The following is a 20,869-nucleotide window of genomic DNA, read 5'->3' as shown; positions in this document are numbered from 1 at the left end:
GGGTCACCGGTGTTGCGGTGTGGGGAGCGCGCCCCCTCCGGAGCCGGAGGGGGGCGAAGACGTGCGAAGGTCAGACGTTGAAACGGAAGTGAATCACGTCGCCATCCGCGACCACGTAATCCTTGCCTTCCAGGCGCCATTTACCGGCTTCTTTGGCGCCGGCTTCGCCGTTATGGGCGACGAAGTCGGCGTAGCTGATCACTTCGGCACGGATAAAGCCTTTCTCAAAATCCGTATGGATCTTGCCGGCGGCCTGCGGTGCAGTGGCGCCGAGCGGGATGGTCCAGGCGCGGACTTCCTTGACGCCGGCGGTGAAGTAGGTGTGCAGGCCCAGCAGCTGGTAGCCGGCGCGAATGACCCGGTTGAGCCCCGGCTCTTCCATGCCCAGCTCCTCGAGGAACTCCTGTTTCTCGTCGTCGTCCAGCTCCGCGATCTCCGCTTCCAGCTTGTTGCAGATGGGCACCAGCACCGCATTTTCCTCGGCGGCAATGGCAGCCACGGCGTCCAGGTGCGGGTTGTTCTCGAAGCCGTCCTCGTCCACGTTGGCGATGTACATGGTGGGTTTGACGGTCAGCAGGCTCAGTTCGCGCAAGTCGGCCAGCTCATCGTCGGACAGGCCGAAGGAGCGCAGCGGCTTGGCCTCGTCCAGGTGCGGCAGGATTTTCTCCAGCAGGGCCTTCATCTTGATGGCGTGCTTGTCCTGGCCCTTGGCGGCGCGGGTGTAGCGCTGCAGCGCCTTCTCGACGGTGTCCAGGTCGGCCAGCGCCAGTTCGGTGTTGATCACCTCGATATCCGCGACCGGATGTACCTGGTTGGCCACGTGGATGACGTTGTCGTCTTCGAAGCAGCGCACTACGTGGGCGATGGCATCGGTTTCGCGAATATTGGCCAGGAACTTGTTGCCCAGACCTTCACCCTTGGAGGCGCCGGCGACCAGGCCGGCAATGTCGGTGAATTCCATCGTGGTGGGCAGCACCTTCTGCGGTTTGACGATCTCGGCCAGTTTGTCGAGGCGCGTATCCGGCACCGGTACTACGCCGGCGTTCGGCTCAATGGTACAGAAGGGGAAGTTCTCGGCGTCGATACCCGCCTTGGTCAGGGCGTTGAACAGCGTGGATTTGCCCACGTTGGGCAGGCCGACGATACCGCAAGTAAAACCCATGGTCTGGTTCCTGTCTGCTAGTCCGGGCTTGGGCGGATTGGCTGCACCCAGTCGGTACGACTGTGCCCGGCTTATTTGGCGTTAGTGTGGAGATCTTTCATGGCCGCCCCCCAGTCACCGCTGACTGCGGCAGGCATGACATCGACGGCGCGGTCGATGGCATCGGCCAGTTGTTCCTGTTCCGCTCTGGGGGCGCGCTGCAGGACAAATTTGACCACTTCGCGGGCGCTGCCCGGATGGCCAATACCGAGTCGCAGGCGCATGAAGTCGCGATTGTTACCCAGCGCGGAGATGATGTCCCGCAGCCCGTTGTGGCCACCGTGACCGCCGCCGGCTTTCAGGCGCGCGGTACCCGGGGGCAGGTCGAGCTCATCGTGAGCGACCAGAATGGCTTCGGCGGGAATCTTGAAGAAGTTCGCCAGCGGGCCCACGGACTGGCCGCTGCGATTCATATAGGTGGTGGGAATCAGCAGGCGCACATCCTGGCCGCCGATCCGCACGCGGCCGCTGAGGCCGTGATACTTGCTGTCGGACGCGAGCTGGACGCCATGGCGGCGGGCCAGCTCGGTGACAAAGTCGGCACCGGCGTTGTGGCGCGTCCGGTCGTATTCGGGGCCGGGATTGCCCAGCCCCACAACCAACTGGATTGGCGTGTCCGGTGCCTTCGACAAAGCGCTTACTCTTCGCCTGCGCCTTCAGCTGCTTCGCCTTCGCCTTCGGCTTCTGCCTCGATGGCGCCGCGCGGCTTGTGCACGGAAGCGACAACCAGGTCGTGGTCGGCGCCGTGGCTCAGGTCCACAGACTCAACGCCGGCCGGCAGTTTGATGTCGGAGATGTGCAGGATGCCGTCCATTTCCAGGCCGGCCAGGTCTACCTCGATGAACTCGGGCAGCTTGGACGCCGGAGCGCTGATTTCCAGCTCGGTCAGGGTGTGAGACACGATGCCGCCGGCTTTAACGCCTTTGCAGGTGTCTTCGTTCAGGAAGTGCAGCGGCACTTTCACGTGAACCTTGGTGTTGGCGGAAACGCGCTGGAAGTCGACGTGCAGCAGCTGCTGCTTGGCCGGGTGACGCTGCAGATCGCGCAGGATCACTTTGTCTTCCTTGCCGTCGATGTCCAGGCTCAGAACGGAGGAGAAGAACGCTTCGTTCTCCAGGGCCTTGAACAGTTCTTTCTGCAGTACGGAGATGGACTGCGGCTCGGCCTTGCCACCGTAAACGATACCGGGGACACGACCTTCCAGGCGACGCAGGCGGCGGCTCGCACCTTTCCCTTCGTCGCTGCGGACGCTGGCATTCAGTTTGATATCAGACATGGGATAAACCTCGGGTTGTCTGCCCAGAGTGACCTGCGACCGGACCACTCTGGCATTGCTGTAAATCGGATTGCTTCAATCCAATAGTAAACGCCCGGCGGGGCCGGGCGGGCGCGTATTCTACGGGAATCGCGGGGAAAGGCAAAGCGTTGCGTGATCCGCAACGCTTTGCCGGCAGGGGATCAACGGAACATCGCGGACAGCGATTCCTCGTTGCTGATGCGGCGCATGGATTCGGCCAGCATCGCGGACAGGGTCAGCTGGCGGATCTTCGGTGCCCGCTCCATCTTGTCGCCCAGCGGAATGGAGTCGGTGACTACCAGTTCATCCAGAACCGAGTTGTTCAGGTTGTCGATGGCGTTGCCGGACAGCACCGGGTGGGTGCAGTAGGCCACGACTTTCTTGGCACCGTGCTCTTTCAGGGCATTGGCGGCGTTGCACAGGGTGCCGGCGGTATCGACCATGTCATCTACCAGCAGGCAGGTGCGGCCGTTGACTTCACCGATGATGTTCATCACCTCGGCCACATTGGCGGCCGGACGGCGCTTGTCGATGATGGCCAGTTCGCATTCGAGGCTCTTGGCCACGGCGCGGGCGCGCACCACGCCGCCGATATCCGGGGATACCACCACCAGATCTTCGTAGTTCTGGCGCTCGATATCGTCCAGCAGTACTGAGGAGCCGTAGACGTTGTCCACCGGCACGTCGAAGAAGCCCTGGATTTGCTCGGCGTGCAGGTCGACGGTCAGAACGCGGTCGATACCAACGCTCACCATCATATCGGCCACCACCTTGGCAGAGATGGGCACCCGCTGGGAACGCACGCGGCGATCCTGGCGCGCGTAACCGAAGTAGGGTACCACCGCGGTGATGCGGCCGGCGGAGGCGCGACGCAGGCCGTCGACCAGCAGGATCAGCTCCATCAGGTTGCGGTTGGTGGGCTGGCAGGTGGACTGCACAACGAACACGTCGCGGCCGCGCACGTTGTCGGTGATTTCCACTGCAATCTCGCCGTCGGAGAAGCGCTTGACCACCGCTTCGCCCAGGGGGATCGCCATATGGTCGACAATTTTCTGTGCCAGTTCCGGGTTTGCGTTACCGGTAAAGACCATTAAGTCAGCCACTGCGAGTTCCTTTAGTTCTGTCTGCAAATGAAATGAAGTGTAGATGCCTGCGTCTATGAAAGCTGTTAGCGCGCGATTGCGTCACCTTTATGCCGGGCGGCACAGGCGGCCGCGAAGGAAAACAGGATAATGTTGTTCATTACTACCCGGCGTCACATGGATGTGACGCTCGCAATTCAGCGGCGAAGCCGTTGAATTGGCGGGAGCCGATTGCGGACATGTGCCGCGATCGGCGTCTTTTGCAGAATTCAGGATGAATTCTGCAAAACTGAAAGAGTGGCTGGGGCGGTAGGATTCGAACCTACGCATGACGGGATCAAAACCCGCTGCCTTACCGCTTGGCTACGCCCCAGTAAAGTTTGCGCCTTAAAGAGTTGACGCTATCTTCGCAAGTTGCCGGTGGGTGGGGGATTCCTGCACCCCGGCGGCGACAAAGCCGCTCCATTTTGCCGGCAGTTTCGCCAGTACGTCGCTGGCCGCCTGGGCCGAGTCAAACGCTGCGAATACACAGGCCCCGGTACCGGTCAGTTGCGCTTTGGCGAACTGCTGCAGCCACTCTCGGGCGGCGCGGATTTCCGGGTGGAGTTTCTCGACCAGGGCCTGGCAGTCATTACCGGAATGTCGTTCCAGCCATTCACTGTCCAGCCGTATGTCGCCGGGTTGCCCCTCGCGAAGGGCCGCTAATGTAATTGCGGTGGAATCTCTTGTCAAACGGGGATCGCCAAAAACCGCCGCAGTGCTGACGGCACAGTTGGGTACCAGCACCAGGTAGTGGCGCGGCTCGGTGGCTACCGGTGTCAGTTTTTCACCGACGCCTTCGGCCCACGCAGTGCGGCCGCGTACGAACACCGGTACATCGGCACCCAGCTGTCGTCCCAACTCCGCCAACGCGTCGATTGGCAGATTGCATTGCCACAGGTAATTGAGGCCGAGCAGTGCGGTCGCCGCGTCGCTGCTGCCGCCGCCGATACCGCCGCCCTGGGGCAGGTTTTTCTGCAGGCGGATATGGGCTCCCTTGTTGCAACCGGTATGCTGCCGCAGTAGTTGCGCGGCGCGATAAATCAGGTTGTCCTGCAGTGGAATATCCAGCGTGCCCGCATCCACGCTGATCCGGTCGTTTTCACGCGTCTCAAACTCCAGTGAATCGCCGAAATCCAGTAGCTGGAACAGGGTTTGCAGTTCGTGATAGCCGTCGGGTCTGCGACCGAGAATGCGCAGAATCAGATTGAGTTTGGCGGGCGCGGGTAGCTGCAGAATCATGAATGGTGGTTGGGCCAGTTAAGCAGAACGGTGCATGATACCGATCTGCACGCCATCCATCATTCAAAAAAGCCACTCCTTGATCACCAGCGTCACTTTTACCGGCCCCGCGGCAGCGCGCGTTTCCGCCTTGATGCGGGTGGGCAGGACATAGGGGCCCCGGTTCTGGTATTCACTGAAATTCAGCTGCCAGCCGGATTGCCGCAGGCTCTGCAGTTGACCCTGCGCGTTGCGCTGCTGATTGCTGGCGCCGCCGGGGGCCGGGAGGCCGCGAACCCAGTAGAACATCTCGTTGACCGGCAGCGGCCAGCCAAGGGTCTCCATGGTCAGTTGCGCCGGGTTGCGCGCCTGCAATGGCGGTTCGTCGCCGCGCTTCAGGCTGACACCGCCGGGCGAACCGCTGATCACCGTGGCGCCGGCGCCGAGGGGGCCGCTGAGGTGAATGCGGTAGTTCGGCGCTGCCTGTTGCTCCCAGGTCAGATTGGCGCTGCCATTGTCAGTGGGGGAGCGCACGCCGAGCTTGCCGCGGATGGTCCAGTTCTGCAGCTGCATCGCCGACTGCTCCGCTGCGGTGGGCGGCTGGGGTTGCTGGCCGGCACAGGCGGCGAGCAAAAAAGTCAGCAGGGCCAACGCAAGAAAATGAATCCGTTTTGCGATGCGGGAATAATCAGCTGTCAGATGCATGTTGTTCCAATGATTCGTTGATTTGCAGACGCTTCATCGCGGCCGGAATGATTTTACTCTGCGGATTGTTTTTGAGCCCCTGTTGCCAGACTGCCATGGCTTTTTCGCGATTGCCCTGTACCCACAGTACCTCGCCCAGGTGCGCTGCAATCTCGTGATCGGGTAATTTCTCCAGGGCATCCTGCAGATACTTGACCGCTTCGCTGTGATTGCCGAGACGGTACTGTATCCAGCCCATGCTGTCGATGATGGCCGGATCGTCGGGGCGCAGTTCCAGTGCCTTGCTGATAAGCTGCAGCGCTTCGTCGTGGCGGGACTCGTCCTCAATCAGCTTGTAACCCAGTGCGTTGAGTATGGTGGCGTTATCGGGGTCCCGGTCCAGCAGTTTGCGCATGCCCTGTTCAAACGCGGCGCCGTTGCCGAGCTTATCGTTCAGCAGGGCCTGGGTGTAAATCAAACGGCCATTGTCGCTGTGGTCTTCCAAGGCCTGGTCGACCAGTTCCAGCGCCTGTTGATAGTGTTCATTTTTGCGTAACAGCTCCGCTTCCATCAGATAGAAGTGCTCTTGCTGTTGCGGATGTCGCCGGCGCAGCTCGGCAAACCACTTGCCGTTTTCTTCATTCTGCCCTGTGGCGGCGAGTAACTCCGTGCCGCGGGTAATGGCCTCCACATAGTCGTTGCCGGGTTCAACCTTGCGGTAGTGCGCCACTGCGGCGGGAACGTCCTTTTCCTTTTCGGCGATGCCAGCCAGATAGAAATGCGCGGCCGATTGATGCTGTTCCAGTGTCAGCAGCCGCTCCAGCAGTGGTTTGGCTTCGTCGATATGGTCGGTTTCATAGCGAATCAGCGCCAGGGACAGGATCAGGTTGCCGTCGTTGGGGTTCTGTTTTACTAGCTCCGCAAACTGCTGCTGGGCCAGGGCGAGATCCTCGCGAATCAGCAGGCGGGCATACTGCAGGCGCAGGCGGCTCTCCCGCGGATGGATAGCGACCAGTTTCTCCAGCAGTTGCAGTGCCTCCTTGCGCCTGTCCTGGTCGACGAGCAGGTGCGTCTCCAGTAGCGGTGCGTCGAGCAGGTCCGGGTGTTGTTCCTGTACCCTGCGCACCAGGGTCAGCGCCTGTGCATACTGCTCGGCGGCGCGAAGCATCATTGCGTAGGCCAGCACCACCTCGCCGTTGTCGGGGTATTTCTCCGCCAGGCGCAGGAAATCGGGCTTTACCTGCTCGGTCAGTTCCCGGTTGGATACGGCGGTGGCAGCGAGGGACTGCAGCGGTGCGTCGCCCCCCAGCTCCAGGGCCTTTTCCGCGTGTACCAGGGCGGTCTGCAGGTCTCCGGCCAGAGTCAGTTCGGCGGTGGCGGCCAGCTGAGCCTCCGGATCTTCCGGTTCCAGTTCCGCCCACAGCTTTGCCGAGCGCAGTGCTGCCCGCCGCGCATTGAGGAAGCGCGCAATACGGGTGGCGCGCGCTGCCACGCCGGCGTCCTGGGTGCGTTCGGCCTGATGAAAGTAGTTGGCCAGGGCTACGTCGTATTGCTCGCGGTTGCCGGCCACTTCGGCGACCAGCAGCGTATAAAACGTATCAATCGGGAAGGCGCGTGCGGCGGTCTCTTTCTCGACGGCCGGTGCCGGCAGTGTGTCTTGCTGCAGGGCGGCCTCTGGCGGTACCTGGGTTTGCTGTTGTGTGCAGGCGCTGATGAGTAGAGATAGCGCCGCCGCCAGCAGGCTTGGGTAGCGAAGCGGTGAGGAGGCTTTGGCGGCTGGATTCGGACGAGGTGCTGGAAGCATAGAGACGTATCCATACGTTGGCGTCGCGCGGGGCCTTGGCGCGGGTGGCGTGTTTTAGGCGATTATCTCCGTATAATTCTAGTCGCGATTTGCCTGCGGAGCCGTCTGGCAGAGGGGCTGGCCGCAACTCTGCGCGCAATTAAACCGCCTCCCGACCTTGCAAGCGGAGCGGCCGCCCGTGAAAATGCGCCCCCAACGCTGGCCCGGAATTCCCCCGAACCACCGTAGCGAGGTGGCTCCAGAGTGCGTCCTGGCTGCTTTTCGTGACAGGAGGAGAGCGCATGCGTACTTGCAGTACGTAGAGCACTTCGACCGAGCGAAAAACAGTCAGGGTGTGCTCTGGGGCCGCCGCAGTAGGGGGTTGGGGGGATCCCGGGCCTGCACCTCAAGATTTAACGCCGACGGGAACCTATGCCAATCCTCGCCCTGGGTATTAACCACGATAGTGCACCAATAGAGGTGCGCGAGCGGGTGGCCTTTGCCCCCGAGGTGATGCCCGGCGCCCTGACGGAAGCGCGCAAGGCGCTGAACTGCCCGGAGCTGGCGATACTGTCGACCTGCAACCGCACCGAGATCTACGGCGAGGTTGAGCGCGAGCGCCTGCTCGAATGGCTGGCCGGGTATCACCAAGTGTCGCTGGAGCAGCTGGACAGCTGCAGTTACAGCTACAGTGGCGAGGCGGCGGTGCGCCATATGATGCAGGTGGCCTGTGGGCTTGACTCGCTGGTGCTCGGCGAGCCGCAGATCCTCGGCCAGATCAAGTCCGCCTATGCGGTCGCGCGCGAGAGCGGCAGCGTCGGCAGCCTGCTGCACAGCGTGTTCCAGCAGGTGTTTGCGGTGGCGAAAAAGGTGCGTACCGAGACCGCCATCGGCGAAAACCCGGTGTCGGTGGCTTACGCTGCCGTATCTCTGGCGTCGCGCATCTTCACCGATTTGAAGGAGCAGACAGCGCTGCTGATCGGTGCCGGCGAGACCATCGAACTGGTGGCGCGCCACCTGCTGGAGCAGGGCGTGCGGCAGCTGATCGTCGCCAACCGCACCCTGCACCGCGCGCAGCAGCTGGCGGAGAACTTCGGCGCCGAGGCGATATTGCTGGCCGATATTCCCGATCATTTGCCCCGTGCCGATATTGTTATCAGCTCCACCGCCAGTCAGTTGCCGATCCTCGGCAAAGGCGCGGTGGAGTCGGCATTGAAGAAGCGTCGCCACCGCCCCGTATTTATGGTGGATATCGCCGTGCCGCGGGATATCGAAACTCAGGTAGGCCAGCTGGACGACGTCTACCTCTATACGGTGGACGATCTGCGCGGCGTGATTGACGAGGGCAAGCGCTCGCGGGAGAAGGCCGCCGAGGCCGCCCATTCGATCGTCGCCACTGCCGCGGCGGAATTTATGCGCCAGCACCGCTCGCTCGGCGCCGTGGATACCATTCGCAGCTACCGCCAGCGCGCCCAGGAAATCGGCGGCGTTGAGCTCGAGCGGGCGCTGCAGCAGCTGGACAAGGGTGCGGATCCGCGGCGGCTGCTCGAACAGCTGGCCCGCTCGCTGACCAACAAACTGATACACGCGCCCACCATCAGCCTCAAGCGCGCCACCGCCGAGGGCGATCTGGAGCGGCTGCGTATTGCGCGGCAAATCGTCGGGCTGGACCCGCTGACCGATATCGATTCAGAGAAAAAAGACGGATGAAAGACTCGCTACTGAACAAGCTGGAGAACCTGCAGGAGCGCCACGAAGAAGTGTCGGCGCTGCTCGGTGATGCCGAGGTGATATCCGATCAGGAGCAGTTCCGCGATCTCTCCCGCGAGTACGCAGAGCTGGAAGAGGTGGTCAAATGTTACGGTCGCTATAAACAGTTGCAGGACGATATGGCCGCAGCGCGGGAAATGCTCGACGAGAGCGATCCGGAAATGCGCGAGATGGCGCAGGAAGAGCTGCGCGAAGCCGAGGCGCAGCTGGAGCCGCTGGAGCGTGAGCTACAGACTCTGCTGCTGCCGAAGGATCCCAATGACCGCAAGAACGTGTTCCTGGAAATCCGCGCCGGCACCGGTGGTGACGAAGCGGCGATTTTCTCCGGCGACCTGTTCCGCATGTACTCCCGCTACGCGGAGAAGCAGGGCTGGCGCATCGAGATCATCAGCGAAAACCCGGGCGAGCACGGTGGCTACAAGGAAATCATCACCCGCGTGGCCGGTGAAAATGTCTATGCGAAACTGAAGTTCGAGTCCGGCGCGCACCGGGTGCAACGGGTGCCGGAGACCGAATCCCAGGGGCGCATTCACACCTCCGCCTGCACCGTCGCGGTCATGCCGGAGCCGGACGAGCGCGACGCGATCGAAGTCAACAAGGCGGATCTGCGCGTCGACACCTACCGCGCGTCCGGTGCCGGCGGCCAGCACGTGAACAAGACCGATTCGGCGGTGCGCCTGACCCATATTCCGACCGGTATCGTCGTCGAGTGCCAGGACGAGCGCTCCCAGCACAAGAACCGGGCCAAGGCGATGGCCCTGCTGCAGGCCAAGCTTTCCAGCGAGCAGGAGGCAGCCGCGGCGCGGGAAATTTCCGATGCGCGCCGAAGCCTGGTGGGCAGCGGCGATCGCTCCGAGCGTATCCGTACCTACAACTTCCCGCAGGGCCGCGTGACCGATCACCGCATCGGCCTGACCCTGTACAAGCTGGACGAGGTGATGCAGGGCGCGCTGGATGAAGTGATCGAACCGCTGCGCACCGAGCACCAGGCGGACCAGCTGGCGGCGCTGGGCCAGTGATGGCTCGGGCGGGAGCCGCCTGCTGCGGTTGCCGCCCGATGACTATTTTCCGATGAGCAGCGTCAAGCAGAATCTCAGCCGCAGCGCCGAACTCCCCGGCAGCGACAGCGCCCGCCTCGATATCGAGGTGCTGCTCGGCCATATTCTCGGCCGGCCCCGCACCTGGCTCTACACCTGGCCGGAATACGAACTCAGTGAAGCGGAACAGCGGCAATTCGATGCACTGCTGGCGCGCCGCGCCAGCGGAGAGCCGGTGGCGCACCTCACCGGCGAGCGCGAGTTCTGGTCACTGCCGCTGAAAGTCAATGCGTCCACACTGATTCCGCGCCCGGAAACCGAACTGCTGGTGGAGACCGCACTGCAGCTGTTTCCGCAACACCAGCTGCGCGCGCTGGACCTGGGCACCGGTACCGGTGCCATCGCGTTGGCACTGGCGTCAGAGAGACCCGGCTGGCACATTGTCGCCGCGGAAAAGTCCGCGGATGCCGCGACGCTTGCCGAGGAAAACCGGCGCGCACTCGGTTTCGACAATGTGCAGATAGTGCAGAGCGACTGGTTTGCGCAGATAGCGCCGCAGCCGTTCGATCTGATTGTCAGCAATCCGCCCTATATCGATGCCGCCGATCCGCACCTGGCGCAGGGTGACGTACGCTTCGAACCGCGCTCGGCACTGGTTGCGGATCGCGAGGGGCTGGCGGATATTGAACAGATAGCCCGGCGCAGTGTTGAATATCTCGAGACCGGCGGCTGGCTGCTGGTGGAACACGGCTGGCAGCAGGCGGCAGCGGTGCGCGATCTGTTCGCCGCTGCCGGTTTCAACAATATCGACAGCCGCAAAGACTACTCGGGCTGGGAGCGGCTGACGCTGGGGCAAAAATAATTCTGCTGCAATGGCTCATGTCCGGCGCGCATTGCAGAACATTGATTTCACCGGGAGGGAATCCGTGCACGAACACGTCCACCACCGCCACGGCAGCGGCCATCTGCGACCCCTGGTCTGGGGCCTGGTTATCACCTTCGCTTTTGCGATGGTGGAGGCCGTCGGTGGCTGGCTGTCGGGGTCGCTGGCGCTGCTCGGTGACGCCGGCCATATGGCCACCGACTCACTGGCGCTGGCACTGGGCGCGGTGGCGGCGCTGCTGGCGCAGCGGCCCGCGGACCGCGAGCTGTCGTTTGGCTGGGGCCGGGCGGAGGTACTGGCGGCGATCGTCAATGCGGTGTTCATGCTGCTGATCGTGGTGGGTATCTGCTATGCCGCGGTGGGCAGGCTGCGCGAGCCACAACCGGTGCAGGGCGGCACCGTGATGCTGATCGCGTTTATCGGTTTGCTGGTCAATCTGCTGGTGGCCTGGACACTGCACCGCGGCGAACAGACGCTGAATATCCGCGGTGCGCTGCTGCATGTGATGGGGGACCTGCTCGGTTCGGTGGCGGCACTGATTTCCGGTGCGGTGATCTATTTCACCGGCTGGCTGCCGATAGATCCACTATTGTCGGTGCTGATTTGTCTGTTGATCCTGCTGTCCAGTCTGCGCCTGCTGCGCGATGCGGTGGATGTGCTGATGGAGCGGGTGCCGCGGGAGTTGAGCCTGCCGGTAGTGGGGGAGACGCTGGCAGCGGTGGAAGGTGTGCGCTCGGTGCACGACCTGCATATCTGGCGTTTGGATAGCAGCACCATTTCCCTGTCTGCGCATATCGTCGTCGACGACCTGCAGGCCTGGCCGGCAGTGCTGGGGCGGCTGCGCGCAACCCTGATCAAGCGTTTCGATATCGATCACATCACGCTGCAGCCGGAGCCGCTGAGCCTGGCCGGTGTGAGCATCATCGACCGGGTCAGCGGCGTTCAGTCGCCGGGAAGTGAGGTTCCCTAGTCCTCATCCCGGCCATCGCTATCGGACGACTGGCTCTCGATCACTTCTTCATCGCCGCTCGCGGCTTCATCGGCGTGGGCGTCGCCCTTCGCCGGTTTTTCGTCGCTCGGCGATGCGGCGGTCTCTTTTACCGTCTGCTCGTTCTCGGCGGTCACTTCTTCCGGCGGACTGATCTGTTCCTGCGGCGCCTGAATGCCGATGTGGTAAGCGGCGAATCCCGGCTGCACCACCTGGTTCATCGCCATGCCCAGGATGCGGCCATTGTGCTGGGAGCGGATCTCGGTGCGCACATTGGTGATCGGGTTGGTCACCGTGCCCAGCAGGTCGCCCTTACGCACGAACTGCCCCAGCTTCACGTCACTGAAGATGATGCCGCCGGTGGTGGCGCGCTGCCAGGTGGAGTTGTAATAGACGGGCTCCGGATCGCCCCACAGGCGGAACTTGGCCACCATGCCCAGTTGATTCAGCAGCGTGCGGATGCCCTTGACGCTGTGGCTCACCGATAGCTCGTCCAGCACCATCGGCGCGCCGGCCTCCAGCGTGACCGTGGGAATGCCAGCCTCCACCGCGGCGCGGCGCAGAGTGCCCTTGGCGCCATCGCTGTGCAGTACCACAGTGGAGCCGAAGCCCTTCGTCATCTTGACGATCTTGGGGTTGCTCAGGTCACCGCGCAGCTGCGGCAGGTTGGTGCGGTAGAAGGAGCCGGTATGCAGGTCCACCACTGCGGTGCAGTGGCTGATCACCTCGTGGAAAAATGAATGGGCGATACGCGATGCCGACGAACCGCGCGGGTCGCCGGGAAAGTGCCGGTTCAGGTCGCGGCGGTCGGTCAGATAGCGGGAGCCGCGGTGAAAACCCTGCAGGTTGACGATCGGCACACCGATAACCGCGCCGCTTAGTTTGTCCGCATCCAGGTTGTACATGACCCGTCGCACTGTCTCTATGCCGTTGAGTTCATCGCCGTGTACGGCCGCGGTCAGGCACAGGGTCGGGCCCGGCTGGGCACCGTTGACCACCAGCACCGCGGTGGAGCTGTAAACACCTTCGAAGTGCTGGGAGGGGGACCATGCCAGGCGTGTGGAGGTGCCCGGCGGTACCTCGGCGCCCAGCAGGCGCAGCGGTTTGGCCTGCTCTTCGGGGGGGGGCGCGTCAGTTTGTAGCTCTTCGCTCTCCGCGCCCGCTATCGGCTGCGAGTCTGTGGTGTCGGATACCGCCGGCTGTGGCTCAGGCTTGGCCGCCGGAACTTCTTCCAGCTCCTCGATGGGCTGGTCGAGCTGCAGGTTTTCCGCCTTGGGCAGGGGTTCCTCGTCTTTGCTCTCCGGCGCCGCTTCGTCCTGGGGCTTCTGGTCTGTGCCAGCCGGCGCAACCGGTTGCTGCTCCTCGACAAGCGGCTGGTCCAGCTGCAGGTTTTCCGCCTGTGGCACCGGCTTGTCCTGCGGCTCTTCCGCCTCGGTCAGGGCCAGTGCCTGTGCGGATATCAGCAGCAGGGCGAAACTCAGTGTGCGGTGGGATCGGCTCAGGGGCGAGCGCAACAACATTCAGTCACTCCAGTAAAAACTCGATGGCAGGCTTAATTACGCGCCTGTTGGCTGTAGCCTTGGAGCGCGAGTATAGCGAAAGCGTTCCCCGGGTCTGTGACGAAATTTGCCGATCAGGGATGGTGGACGCTCAGGATCGCGCGGCGACTGGTGCGCCACAGGCGCAAGCCGAGCAGGATGGTCGCGGTGCTGAGGCCGATACAGATACCTGTCCAGTAGCCGTAGACACCCCAGAAATTCTCCCCCAGCCAGTAGGCCGAGGTCAGGCCCACCAACCAGTACGAAAACAGCTGTACGTACATCGGCACACGGGTATCCCGGTAACCGCGCAGAGCGCCCCAGGCCATGGCCTGGGCGACGTCCACCAGCTGAAACGCCGCACCCAGCAGCAATAGGTTGGTGGCCACCGCGATGATATCCGCGTTGCTGGTATAGGCGAGTACGAATGGGTGGCGGAGGGTGATCAGCAGTATGCCGGTTGCGAACGCAAATAGCAGTCCGCTGCTGATGCCCACCTTGGCGGTGAAGCGCGCGCGTTTCGGCCGCGCCTGCCCCAGCAGTTGGGCGGTGCGGATGCTCAGCGCCTGTGCCAGCGCGAGTGCCACCAGGTAAAAGATGGAGGCGATGTTCAGGCCTATCTGATGCGCCGCCAGAATGGTGGCGCCGTAGGGGGCCAGCAACACCGTCAGGCTGGCGAAGAAGGTGACCTCGCTGGCGGCACCGATACAGATGGGCAGGCCCACCGTCAGCAGTTGTCGAAGTGTCGGCCCGTGGGGCCGGGGTGGCAGCAACCTGAGCTGCAGCGCGCGGTAGACCGGGTCGTTACCGGCGTGCCAGAACAGTGCTGCGGCAATAGAGCAGCTCGCCAGGGCCGTTGCCCAGCCGCAGCCGGCGCCGCCCATGGCAGGTATCGGCCCGGCACCGAATACGAACAGAATATCCAGCGGGATGTTCAGCACTGCCGCTGCCAGGTAGATACGCATCACCGGGCGCACCTGGCCCATACCCTCGCAATAGCCGCGCAGTGCGGTGCCCACGGCAAAGGGCAGGGTGCCGGTGGCGAGCGCCAGCATGTACTGCTGCAGGACCCGGCGTACCGGTTCCTCGGTGTCGATCCACTGGCTCCAGATCGGCACGGCCAGCAGCGCGGCGACCACAATCAGGCCGCCGACCAGTGCAATCCATAGCGATTGTTGCAGCTGCTCCGCACAGCCCCGCTCGTCCCGCGCCCCGCGCAGGTGGGCCACCAGCGGCGATACTGCCGCCAGCAGGCCGATCAGGGTCACAGCAAAGACTGCCCAGATGCTCGATCCGAGCGCCAGTCCGGCCAGATCTACCTCGCCCGCGCGCCCCGCGACGATAGTGTCGGTCACGCCCATGCTGACCACTGACAGGTTGCTTACCACCAGCGGTCCACCGAGCGTGGTCAGGCGGGAGAGTTCGGTGGCGGTGGCCCGTCGGTAGAGTTTGAACATAGGGGTGTAACAACTGGCGGCAGTGCGTCGACTACAGTGAAAAACGAGCGCGAATAACGAGGGCGGAATTATGGATGGCGCATTGGCGGGTATCAATCGACTTTATGGCGGTTTTCTGCGCTGCCTGCGCTCGCTGGACTGGCTGGGGCCGCTGGCGCTGCGTATCTACCTGGCGCCGATCTTTATTCTGTCCGGTATGAACAAGGTCAGCCATATCGGTGACGTGGCCGCCTGGTTCGGTAATCCGGACTGGGGGTTGGGGCTGCCGGCGCCGCTGCTGATGGCCTGGCTGGCGGCGCTGACCGAACTGCTCGGCGGCGTAGCGCTGCTGCTGGGTCTGGGGGTGCGCCTGGTGGCGCTGCCGCTGATGTTTGTGATGGCCGTCGCCGCCGTGACGGCGCACTGGCAGTACGGTTGGTCGGCGCTGCCGGACCAGACCCTGGTGATGCCCTGGGAATGGCGCCAGGACCTGATCGCCGAGGCCGCGGTGCGTAAGGACAAGGCAGTGGAACTGCTCAAGGAGTACGGCAACTACGACTGGCTGACCGAGGCAGGTAACTTCACGATACTGAAAAATGGCATAGAGTTCGCCGCCACCTACTTCATCATGCTGCTGGCGCTGCTGTTCAGCGGCGCGGGCCGCTTCCTCAGCCTGGATTACTGGATCTGCCGCCGCTGCAGCAAATAGTGATGGCGTCAATAAGGTTCGGGTTCCGGTCCATATAGATGATATACTCGCCGATTATTTAACCCATGCCGTCCATGGCGTGCGCCCTGCGGGCGCCTGCGGCGTTCAAATTCGCTCTTGTCGAATTTGTGAGCATATAGCGAGTATTTCACTTGATAGGAAAGTTGTTCCGCCGTTCCGGGTCCAAAGACGAGAAGGGCCCCCAGCAGGAAAAGAGCCCTCAGCGGGCGGAGAAGAGCCCTCAGCGCGAGGTAAAGAGTCCTCAGCGAGAGGCTGAGAGCCGCCAGCGCGAGGAAAAGCGCTCTGATCGCAAGGGAGAGCGCCAGCGTTCCGGCAAGGGCGCCAAGTCCGAGAGCCACAAGAGTTCCAAGGCCGACCAAGCCGAGTCCGGCTCCGCCGCCGACCAGGGCAAGTCCCGCCGTGGCCGGGACAGCAAGAGCCAGGAGGCTGCGCCGGCGCAGTCCGCTCCCTGGTCGCTGGACGATTTCCAGGTGCCGGAACAGGAAGGCAAGGTGCGCTTCCACGACCTGGGCCTGCCGCCGGTGCTGATGCATGCGATTCAGGATCTCGGCTTCCAATACTGTTCACCGATTCAGGGCCGCTCGCTGCCGCACACCCTGAATGGCCACGACATGGTGGGCAAGGCCCAGACCGGCACCGGCAAGACCGCCGCCTTCCTGATCACGATTATCGACGACCTGCTGAAAAACCCGTTTGACGGCGAGCGCTATGCCGGTGAGGCGCGCGCGCTGATCATCGCTCCCACCCGCGAATTGGTGATGCAGATCGCCGATGACGCCAAGGCCCTGTGCAAGTACACCGATCTGGAGATTCATACCCTGGTCGGCGGTATGGATTACCAGAAGCAGCAGCGCAACCTGAACGAGCGACTGGTGGATATCCTTGTCGCGACTCCCGGCCGGCTGCTGGATTTTGCCAGCAACCGCGACTGCTACCTGGACCAGGTGGAGGTGCTGGTGATCGATGAAGCCGATCGCATGCTCGATATGGGCTTTATCCCGCAGGTGCGCCGTATCGTCCGCCAGACGCCGCGCAAGACACACCGCCAGACCATGTTCTTCTCCGCCACCTTTACGCCGGAAGTGGATTCCCTGGTAGAGCAGTGGACCGACGAGCCCGTCATTGTCGAGATCGAGCCGGAGCGCGTGGCCACCGACAGCGTCGAGCAACATGTCTACCTGGCCGCGAGCGATGAGAAGTACACACTGCTGTACAACATCCTGCAGAGTGATGCGGTGGACAGCCTGATCGTGTTTGCCAACCGTCGCGACCAGTGCCGCCGCCTGCATGAAAACCTGCTGGCCCACGGTATCTCCGCCGGCCTGCTGTCCGGTGAAATCGCCCAGAACAAGCGCGTGCGCACGCTCGAGGATTTCAAGTCCGGCAAGACCAAGGTGCTGGTGGCCACCGATGTGGCGGGCCGCGGTATCCATATCGACGGCATCAGCCATGTGGTCAACTTCACGCTGCCGGAAGAGCCGGAAGATTACGTACACCGTATCGGCCGTACCGGTCGCGCCGGCAAGACCGGTACCTCGATCAGCTTTGCCTGTGAAGACGATGCCATGCGCCTGGAGCCGATCGAGCAGCTGCTGGGCCAAAAACTGAAGTGCGAGGTTCCGCCGGAGGAGCTGCTGGCAGAACCGCCGAAAGTGAAAGTGCAGCGCAGCAGCGGTGACAGAGACAGTCGCGGCAGCCGTCGCGGCGGCGGTGGCCGGCGGCCGCGCCACTAGTCCAACCGTAAATAACGCGGGCTCAGCCCGCGTTTTTATTCCCCGCGGGCAAAGAATGAACAGAATAAGTTAAAAACCACACGGGTCGACAAGAAACAGCGAGTCACAGAAGTTTTACTCCGGTGACGATTGTTTTTACTCTTGCACCGATTATCCAGACTATCAACGGCACCATGCGCACCCTCTACCTGCATATCGGCTATCACAAGACCGCATCGAGCTCGCTGCAGCTGGCCCTTAAGCGCCATGCCGACCGTTTGCTCGAGCAGGGCTATGAATTTGTTTCGCTGGGTAAGAACGGCAATTCATCGGCGGCGGTGGACGTGCGTAAGGAGAATGGAGGTCTTTCGTTTGGCCCCAATCGGCGCCTCGAGCAGCTGCTGGCGAACAGTCGCGGTGAGCGCGTTATCGTCTCCGGTGAGCATTTTTCATTCCTGCACTCGGCAGAGGACATCGAACAGGTGCGAGCCTGCTGCGAGAAGTTTTTCGACGATGTCGTTGTGATTGTCTATCTGCGACGACAGGACCGGCAGGCGATGTCCTTCAAGCAGCAGTCGGCCAGGGCCAGCGAGCGCGACTGGAGTTCCTCCAGCAAATTGATGGGGCACAGCGAGGGCGCTTTTCCAGAGCTAAACGAAGCCGTCAAAACCTATTACGACTATTTTGCCAAGTTGCAGTTGTGGGAGCAGAGTTTTGGCCTGCCGTCGCTCCGGGTGCGGGACTTCGATGTCGCCAGAGAGAGCAGCGGCGATATCGTCACGGATTTTGCCGCATTGCTGGGTGACGGGGTTCAAATCCCACCGTGTCGCGTCAATGAGGGTGTCTGCCGCAAGCAGTTCCTGTTGACTCACAAGCTGGTCGAACTGGGCGTGGCGCGCTGGGAAATCGATAAACTCAAGCCGAAGATGGTTGTAGACACTGTCCGCCTGACACCCAGCCGCGCCTCGGCGCTCGCATTCTTCCTGCAGTTCGAGGTTTCCAACCGCAATCTGAACGATCGCTTCTTGTGCAACGATTCCGGGTTGGCCTTTAGTGATGACTTCAGTGCCTACCCGCGCGAGGGCAACGACAGGATTTCATTTTCGGATCTGAGCCGCTGGACGGTGGATCTGTTCGAGGCGGGGCTGGAAAATCCATTGGGATTGAGGGATGCCCTGCTGGCAGACCGGTTGCAGGCGCTGTTAACAGCCGACTGTGCCGATGGAATCCTCGGTGGAACTCTTGGTGAGGAATTGTCCGCGCTCGCGCAGTGCCTGGCGCAGACCGCCAAAATAGCCCAGCCGCGGGCACCCTGGTATCGGCGTATCAGGAAACAGAAAACCTCTGGTAGGTAGTAGCTCCGTCACCCGCAACAGCAGGGTTAAACGCAGCGCGCCATGGACTGGCTGTATGTAAATTATTTTTACTGAATAGTCAGTTCTTGGTCATTGGTTGTGAGTAATATTGGATACCGTCGCGATATTGACGGATTGCGCGCATTCGCGGTTCTGCCGGTTCTGTTTGCGCATGCCGGGCTGCCGGGATTCTCTGGTGGCTTTGTCGGTGTCGATGTATTTTTCGTCATCTCCGGTTACCTGATCACCGGCATTCTGCTGCGTGAGATCGGAGAGGACCGCTTTTCCCTGACGAGCTTTTATGAGCGCCGCGCCCGCCGTATTCTGCCGGCCCTGTTCGCAGTCCTGATCGTCTCTCTAGCTGTGGGCTGGTTCGTTTTACCGCCTGAGCCGCTGAAAGAGCTGGCGCAGTCGGTGCTGGCTACGCTGCTGTTCGTTTCCAATATCTGGTTCTGGCGGAGCACCGAGGACTACTTCGGCAGCGATGCAGACTGGCAGCCATTGCTGCACACCTGGTCGCTCTCGGTAGAAGAGCAGTTTTACCTCGGGTTCCCGCTGCTGCTCTGCCTGCTGGCCAGCCGTGGCCGAAGCCTGACGTTACTCGCCGTGGCCGGCATATCCGCACTCTCCCTCGGCCTGTCGATCTGGGCCACCAAGGCACAGCCGTTTGCCAACTATTTTCTGACGCCGACCCGAGTCTGGGAGTTGGGCCTGGGAGCGTTGATTGCACTGGCGGGCGTAGCCCGAGTGCGCCGTGTCTGGCTGCTGGAGCTTGCCGCAGGCGCCGGCCTAGCAATGATCCTCGCCGCTGTCTTTCTTTACGATGCCTCCACGCCCTTTCCCGGCATGGCTGCACTGTTGCCCTGTATCGGTGCCGCTGCTCTGATTTGGGTTGGGGGGCAGCGGCAGACGGCGGCCGGCAGACTATTGTCCTGGCGTCCCTTTGTTGCAGTCGGGCTGATTTCCTATTCCCTGTACTTGTGGCACTGGCCCGTGCTGGTACTTTTCCGGCTCCTGCACGGCGGCGCGGAACTTCCGCTGGCGCTGGCTTTGCAGGCGGTGGCACTTTCCCTGGTGCTGGCCTGGCTTAGCTGGGGGTTCGTGGAGGCGCCGTTTCGCCGACCGACGCCGCAGGGCTTTTCGCGGCGGGGTCTGGTGCGCACCCTCGGCGCCGTGGCCACGCTGGTGGTATCCGTGGCCCTGGTGATCAACGTCAACAAGGGGATGCCCTCCCGTTTGCCGGAATCCCTGTTTGCGACTTATCAAAATGCCATCAAACGCACCCCCGAGCAGCGTCGCTGCATGGGGCTTTCACCGGCAGAGGGGCTGTGCGAGTTTGGTGTGGCGGCGGAAGACGGCGCTTCTGTCGATTATCTGCTGTGGGGCGACTCGCATGCCGGTGCCTTTCTACCGGGTTTTGAGCGCTGGCTGCAGGACAGGAAGCGCCGCGGTGTTGCGGCGGTCAAGTCGGCCTGTGCACCGCTGCTGGGTGTGGTCCGGATGGAAATGGGGGCGTCTCACGGCTGCGATACCTTCAACGCGCAGGTAATGGAGATGCTGGAGCAGCGCGATGACCTGAATACCGTGATCCTGGTGGCTCGCTGGGCACTGGTGGTGGAGGGAACCCGCTCCCCAGGTGAAAGTGGCCCGCCCGCCGTTATGGCTCCGGCCTCCGGGCAGAGTGCCCGGCAAATTGCGGCGGCGGGAGATCCGGCGTCGCACAATTTCGAGCTGGTCGCCAGCGGCCTTGCCGATACCGTTGCCCGCATTCGTGCTACCGGGCGAGAGGTTGTGATCGTGGAAGGACTTCCAGAGATCCCCTTCTCGGTACCGATGGCCATCGTGAGTGCCGAGTTTGTTGGCGCCCAGCTGCAGGCAGCCCCCACGCGGGAGGATGTGGAGGCGCGCAACCGCCGCGCCAATGCGATATTTGACGCTCTGGCGGAAGAGTTTCAGGTACAGCGTCAGAGCCTGGTGCCGGAACTCTGTCGTCCGCGCTGCCAGATTCAGGCAAGCGGGATGCCCCTCTACCGCGACGATGATCACCTGAGCGCTTTCGGTTCAGAGCGGTTGGTACCGGATCTACTGGATCGTATTCCGGCTGGTTAGTGCG

17 protein-coding genes and 1 tRNA gene are annotated in these 20,869 nt (G+C 62.5%); 8 read left to right on the top strand and 10 right to left on the bottom strand.

The genetic code is table 11. The features are described from left to right. Positions 1–70: 70 nt before the first annotated feature. From ychF to BLW36_RS06605, 8 genes are all read right to left on the bottom strand, one after another. A complete protein-coding gene (gene ychF / locus BLW36_RS06640; RefSeq protein WP_091386324.1) occupies positions 71–1,162 on the bottom strand; it encodes a redox-regulated ATPase YchF in 1,092 nt (363 codons plus the stop codon). A gap of 71 nt (positions 1,163–1,233) precedes the next feature. Then, positions 1,234–1,833, bottom strand: coding sequence for an aminoacyl-tRNA hydrolase (pth, locus tag BLW36_RS06635; protein ID WP_091386322.1), 600 nt, complete (start codon positions 1,831–1,833; stop codon positions 1,234–1,236). A 5-nt stretch (positions 1,834–1,838) separates the two neighbouring features. Then, positions 1,839–2,477 (bottom strand): 50S ribosomal protein L25/general stress protein Ctc, encoded by a 639-nt coding sequence (locus BLW36_RS06630; RefSeq protein ID WP_091386320.1) that lies wholly within the window; start codon positions 2,475–2,477, stop codon positions 1,839–1,841. A 182-nt stretch (positions 2,478–2,659) separates the two neighbouring features. Beyond that, entirely contained in the window at positions 2,660–3,589 is a 930-nt protein-coding gene (locus BLW36_RS06625; RefSeq protein ID WP_091386318.1) for a ribose-phosphate pyrophosphokinase, read from the bottom strand. 289 nt (positions 3,590–3,878) lie between these two features. Continuing rightward, positions 3,879–3,953: transfer RNA gene (locus tag BLW36_RS06620), tRNA-Gln, on the bottom strand. A gap of 14 nt (positions 3,954–3,967) precedes the next feature. Continuing rightward, complete coding sequence (ispE, locus tag BLW36_RS06615; protein WP_091386316.1) at positions 3,968–4,861, bottom strand: 4-(cytidine 5'-diphospho)-2-C-methyl-D-erythritol kinase; 894 nt, start codon at positions 4,859–4,861, stop codon at positions 3,968–3,970. Positions 4,862–4,924: 63 nt separating this feature from the next. Then, a complete protein-coding gene (lolB, locus tag BLW36_RS06610; protein WP_091386315.1) occupies positions 4,925–5,545 on the bottom strand; it encodes a lipoprotein insertase outer membrane protein LolB in 621 nt (206 codons plus the stop codon). Beyond that, positions 5,529–7,328, bottom strand: coding sequence for a tetratricopeptide repeat protein (locus BLW36_RS06605; RefSeq protein ID WP_091386313.1), 1,800 nt, complete (start codon positions 7,326–7,328; stop codon positions 5,529–5,531). The genes lolB and BLW36_RS06605 overlap by 17 nt, the downstream gene beginning before the upstream one ends. 411 nt (positions 7,329–7,739) lie before the next feature. On the opposite strand from BLW36_RS06605, the gene hemA reads away from it, so the two are divergent. From hemA to BLW36_RS06585, 4 genes are all read left to right on the top strand, one after another. After that, the gene (gene hemA, locus BLW36_RS06600) at positions 7,740–9,017 is read left to right on the top strand and encodes a glutamyl-tRNA reductase (protein WP_091386311.1); all 1,278 of its coding nucleotides are present in this window, start codon (positions 7,740–7,742) and stop codon (positions 9,015–9,017) included. Further along, positions 9,014–10,096: a peptide chain release factor 1 gene (gene prfA / locus BLW36_RS06595; RefSeq protein ID WP_091386309.1), complete on the top strand. Its 1,083-nt coding sequence runs from the start codon at positions 9,014–9,016 to the stop codon at positions 10,094–10,096. The genes hemA and prfA overlap by 4 nt, the downstream gene beginning before the upstream one ends. Positions 10,097–10,148: 52 nt before the next feature. Beyond that, positions 10,149–10,976, top strand: coding sequence for a peptide chain release factor N(5)-glutamine methyltransferase (gene prmC / locus BLW36_RS06590; RefSeq protein ID WP_091387021.1), 828 nt, complete (start codon positions 10,149–10,151; stop codon positions 10,974–10,976). A gap of 64 nt (positions 10,977–11,040) precedes the next feature. Beyond that, positions 11,041–11,967: a cation diffusion facilitator family transporter gene (locus BLW36_RS06585; protein WP_091387019.1), complete on the top strand. Its 927-nt coding sequence runs from the start codon at positions 11,041–11,043 to the stop codon at positions 11,965–11,967. On the opposite strand, the gene BLW36_RS06580 is transcribed toward BLW36_RS06585, so the two are convergent. Further along, positions 11,964–13,505 carry a succinylglutamate desuccinylase/aspartoacylase family protein gene (locus BLW36_RS06580; protein ID WP_091386307.1) on the bottom strand — a complete coding sequence of 514 codons (1,542 nt, stop codon included), beginning with the start codon at positions 13,503–13,505 and terminating at the stop codon, positions 11,964–11,966. The genes BLW36_RS06585 and BLW36_RS06580 overlap by 4 nt on opposite strands. A 113-nt stretch (positions 13,506–13,618) precedes the next feature. Next, positions 13,619–14,980, bottom strand: coding sequence for an MATE family efflux transporter (locus BLW36_RS06575; RefSeq protein ID WP_091386305.1), 1,362 nt, complete (start codon positions 14,978–14,980; stop codon positions 13,619–13,621). Positions 14,981–15,050: 70 nt separating this feature from the next. Between BLW36_RS06575 and BLW36_RS06570 the strand changes: the two genes are divergently transcribed. The 4 genes from BLW36_RS06570 to BLW36_RS06555 all read left to right on the top strand — a co-directional run bounded on the left by BLW36_RS06570 (position 15,051) and on the right by BLW36_RS06555 (position 20,865). Continuing rightward, positions 15,051–15,668, top strand: a complete 618-nt coding sequence (locus BLW36_RS06570) for an HvfX family Cu-binding RiPP maturation protein (protein ID WP_091386304.1) — start codon at positions 15,051–15,053, stop codon at positions 15,666–15,668. 152 nt (positions 15,669–15,820) lie between these two features. Then, a complete protein-coding gene (rhlB, locus tag BLW36_RS06565; protein ID WP_244506152.1) occupies positions 15,821–17,422 on the top strand; it encodes an ATP-dependent RNA helicase RhlB in 1,602 nt (533 codons plus the stop codon). A 122-nt stretch (positions 17,423–17,544) separates the two neighbouring features. Beyond that, positions 17,545–18,756 (top strand): hypothetical protein, encoded by a 1,212-nt coding sequence (locus tag BLW36_RS06560; protein WP_091386300.1) that lies wholly within the window; start codon positions 17,545–17,547, stop codon positions 18,754–18,756. Positions 18,757–18,855: 99 nt separating this feature from the next. Further along, positions 18,856–20,865 carry an acyltransferase family protein gene (locus BLW36_RS06555; RefSeq protein ID WP_211567143.1) on the top strand — a complete coding sequence of 670 codons (2,010 nt, stop codon included), beginning with the start codon at positions 18,856–18,858 and terminating at the stop codon, positions 20,863–20,865. Positions 20,866–20,869: the final 4 nt, after the last annotated feature.

The organism is Microbulbifer marinus, from assembly GCF_900107725.1.
GTDB classification, from domain to species: domain Bacteria; phylum Pseudomonadota; class Gammaproteobacteria; order Pseudomonadales; family Cellvibrionaceae; genus Microbulbifer; species Microbulbifer marinus.
The sequence above is the reverse complement of the archived record's forward strand: the minus strand, read 5'-3'. Positions and strand labels throughout refer to the sequence as shown.

Excerpts from the sequence above, each read along its gene's own strand:
- ychF (WP_091386324.1), bottom strand. The coding sequence starts at position 1,162 with ATGGGTTTTACTTGCGGTATCGTCGGCCTGCCCAACGTGGGCAAATCC.
- BLW36_RS06630 (WP_091386320.1), bottom strand. The coding sequence starts at position 2,477 with ATGTCTGATATCAAACTGAATGCCAGCGTCCGCAGCGACGAAGGGAAA.
- BLW36_RS06625 (WP_091386318.1), bottom strand. The coding sequence starts at position 3,589 with ATGGTCTTTACCGGTAACGCAAACCCGGAACTGGCACAGAAAATTGTC.
- ispE (WP_091386316.1), bottom strand. The coding sequence starts at position 4,861 with ATGATTCTGCAGCTACCCGCGCCCGCCAAACTCAATCTGATTCTGCGC.
- lolB (WP_091386315.1), bottom strand. The coding sequence starts at position 5,545 with ATGCATCTGACAGCTGATTATTCCCGCATCGCAAAACGGATTCATTTT.
- BLW36_RS06605 (WP_091386313.1), bottom strand. The coding sequence starts at position 7,328 with ATGCTTCCAGCACCTCGTCCGAATCCAGCCGCCAAAGCCTCCTCACCG.
- hemA (WP_091386311.1), top strand. The coding sequence starts at position 7,740 with ATGCCAATCCTCGCCCTGGGTATTAACCACGATAGTGCACCAATAGAG.
- prfA (WP_091386309.1), top strand. The coding sequence starts at position 9,014 with ATGAAAGACTCGCTACTGAACAAGCTGGAGAACCTGCAGGAGCGCCAC.
- prmC (WP_091387021.1), top strand. The coding sequence starts at position 10,149 with ATGAGCAGCGTCAAGCAGAATCTCAGCCGCAGCGCCGAACTCCCCGGC.
- BLW36_RS06580 (WP_091386307.1), bottom strand. The coding sequence starts at position 13,505 with ATGTTGTTGCGCTCGCCCCTGAGCCGATCCCACCGCACACTGAGTTTC.
- BLW36_RS06575 (WP_091386305.1), bottom strand. The coding sequence starts at position 14,980 with ATGTTCAAACTCTACCGACGGGCCACCGCCACCGAACTCTCCCGCCTG.
- BLW36_RS06570 (WP_091386304.1), top strand. The coding sequence starts at position 15,051 with ATGGATGGCGCATTGGCGGGTATCAATCGACTTTATGGCGGTTTTCTG.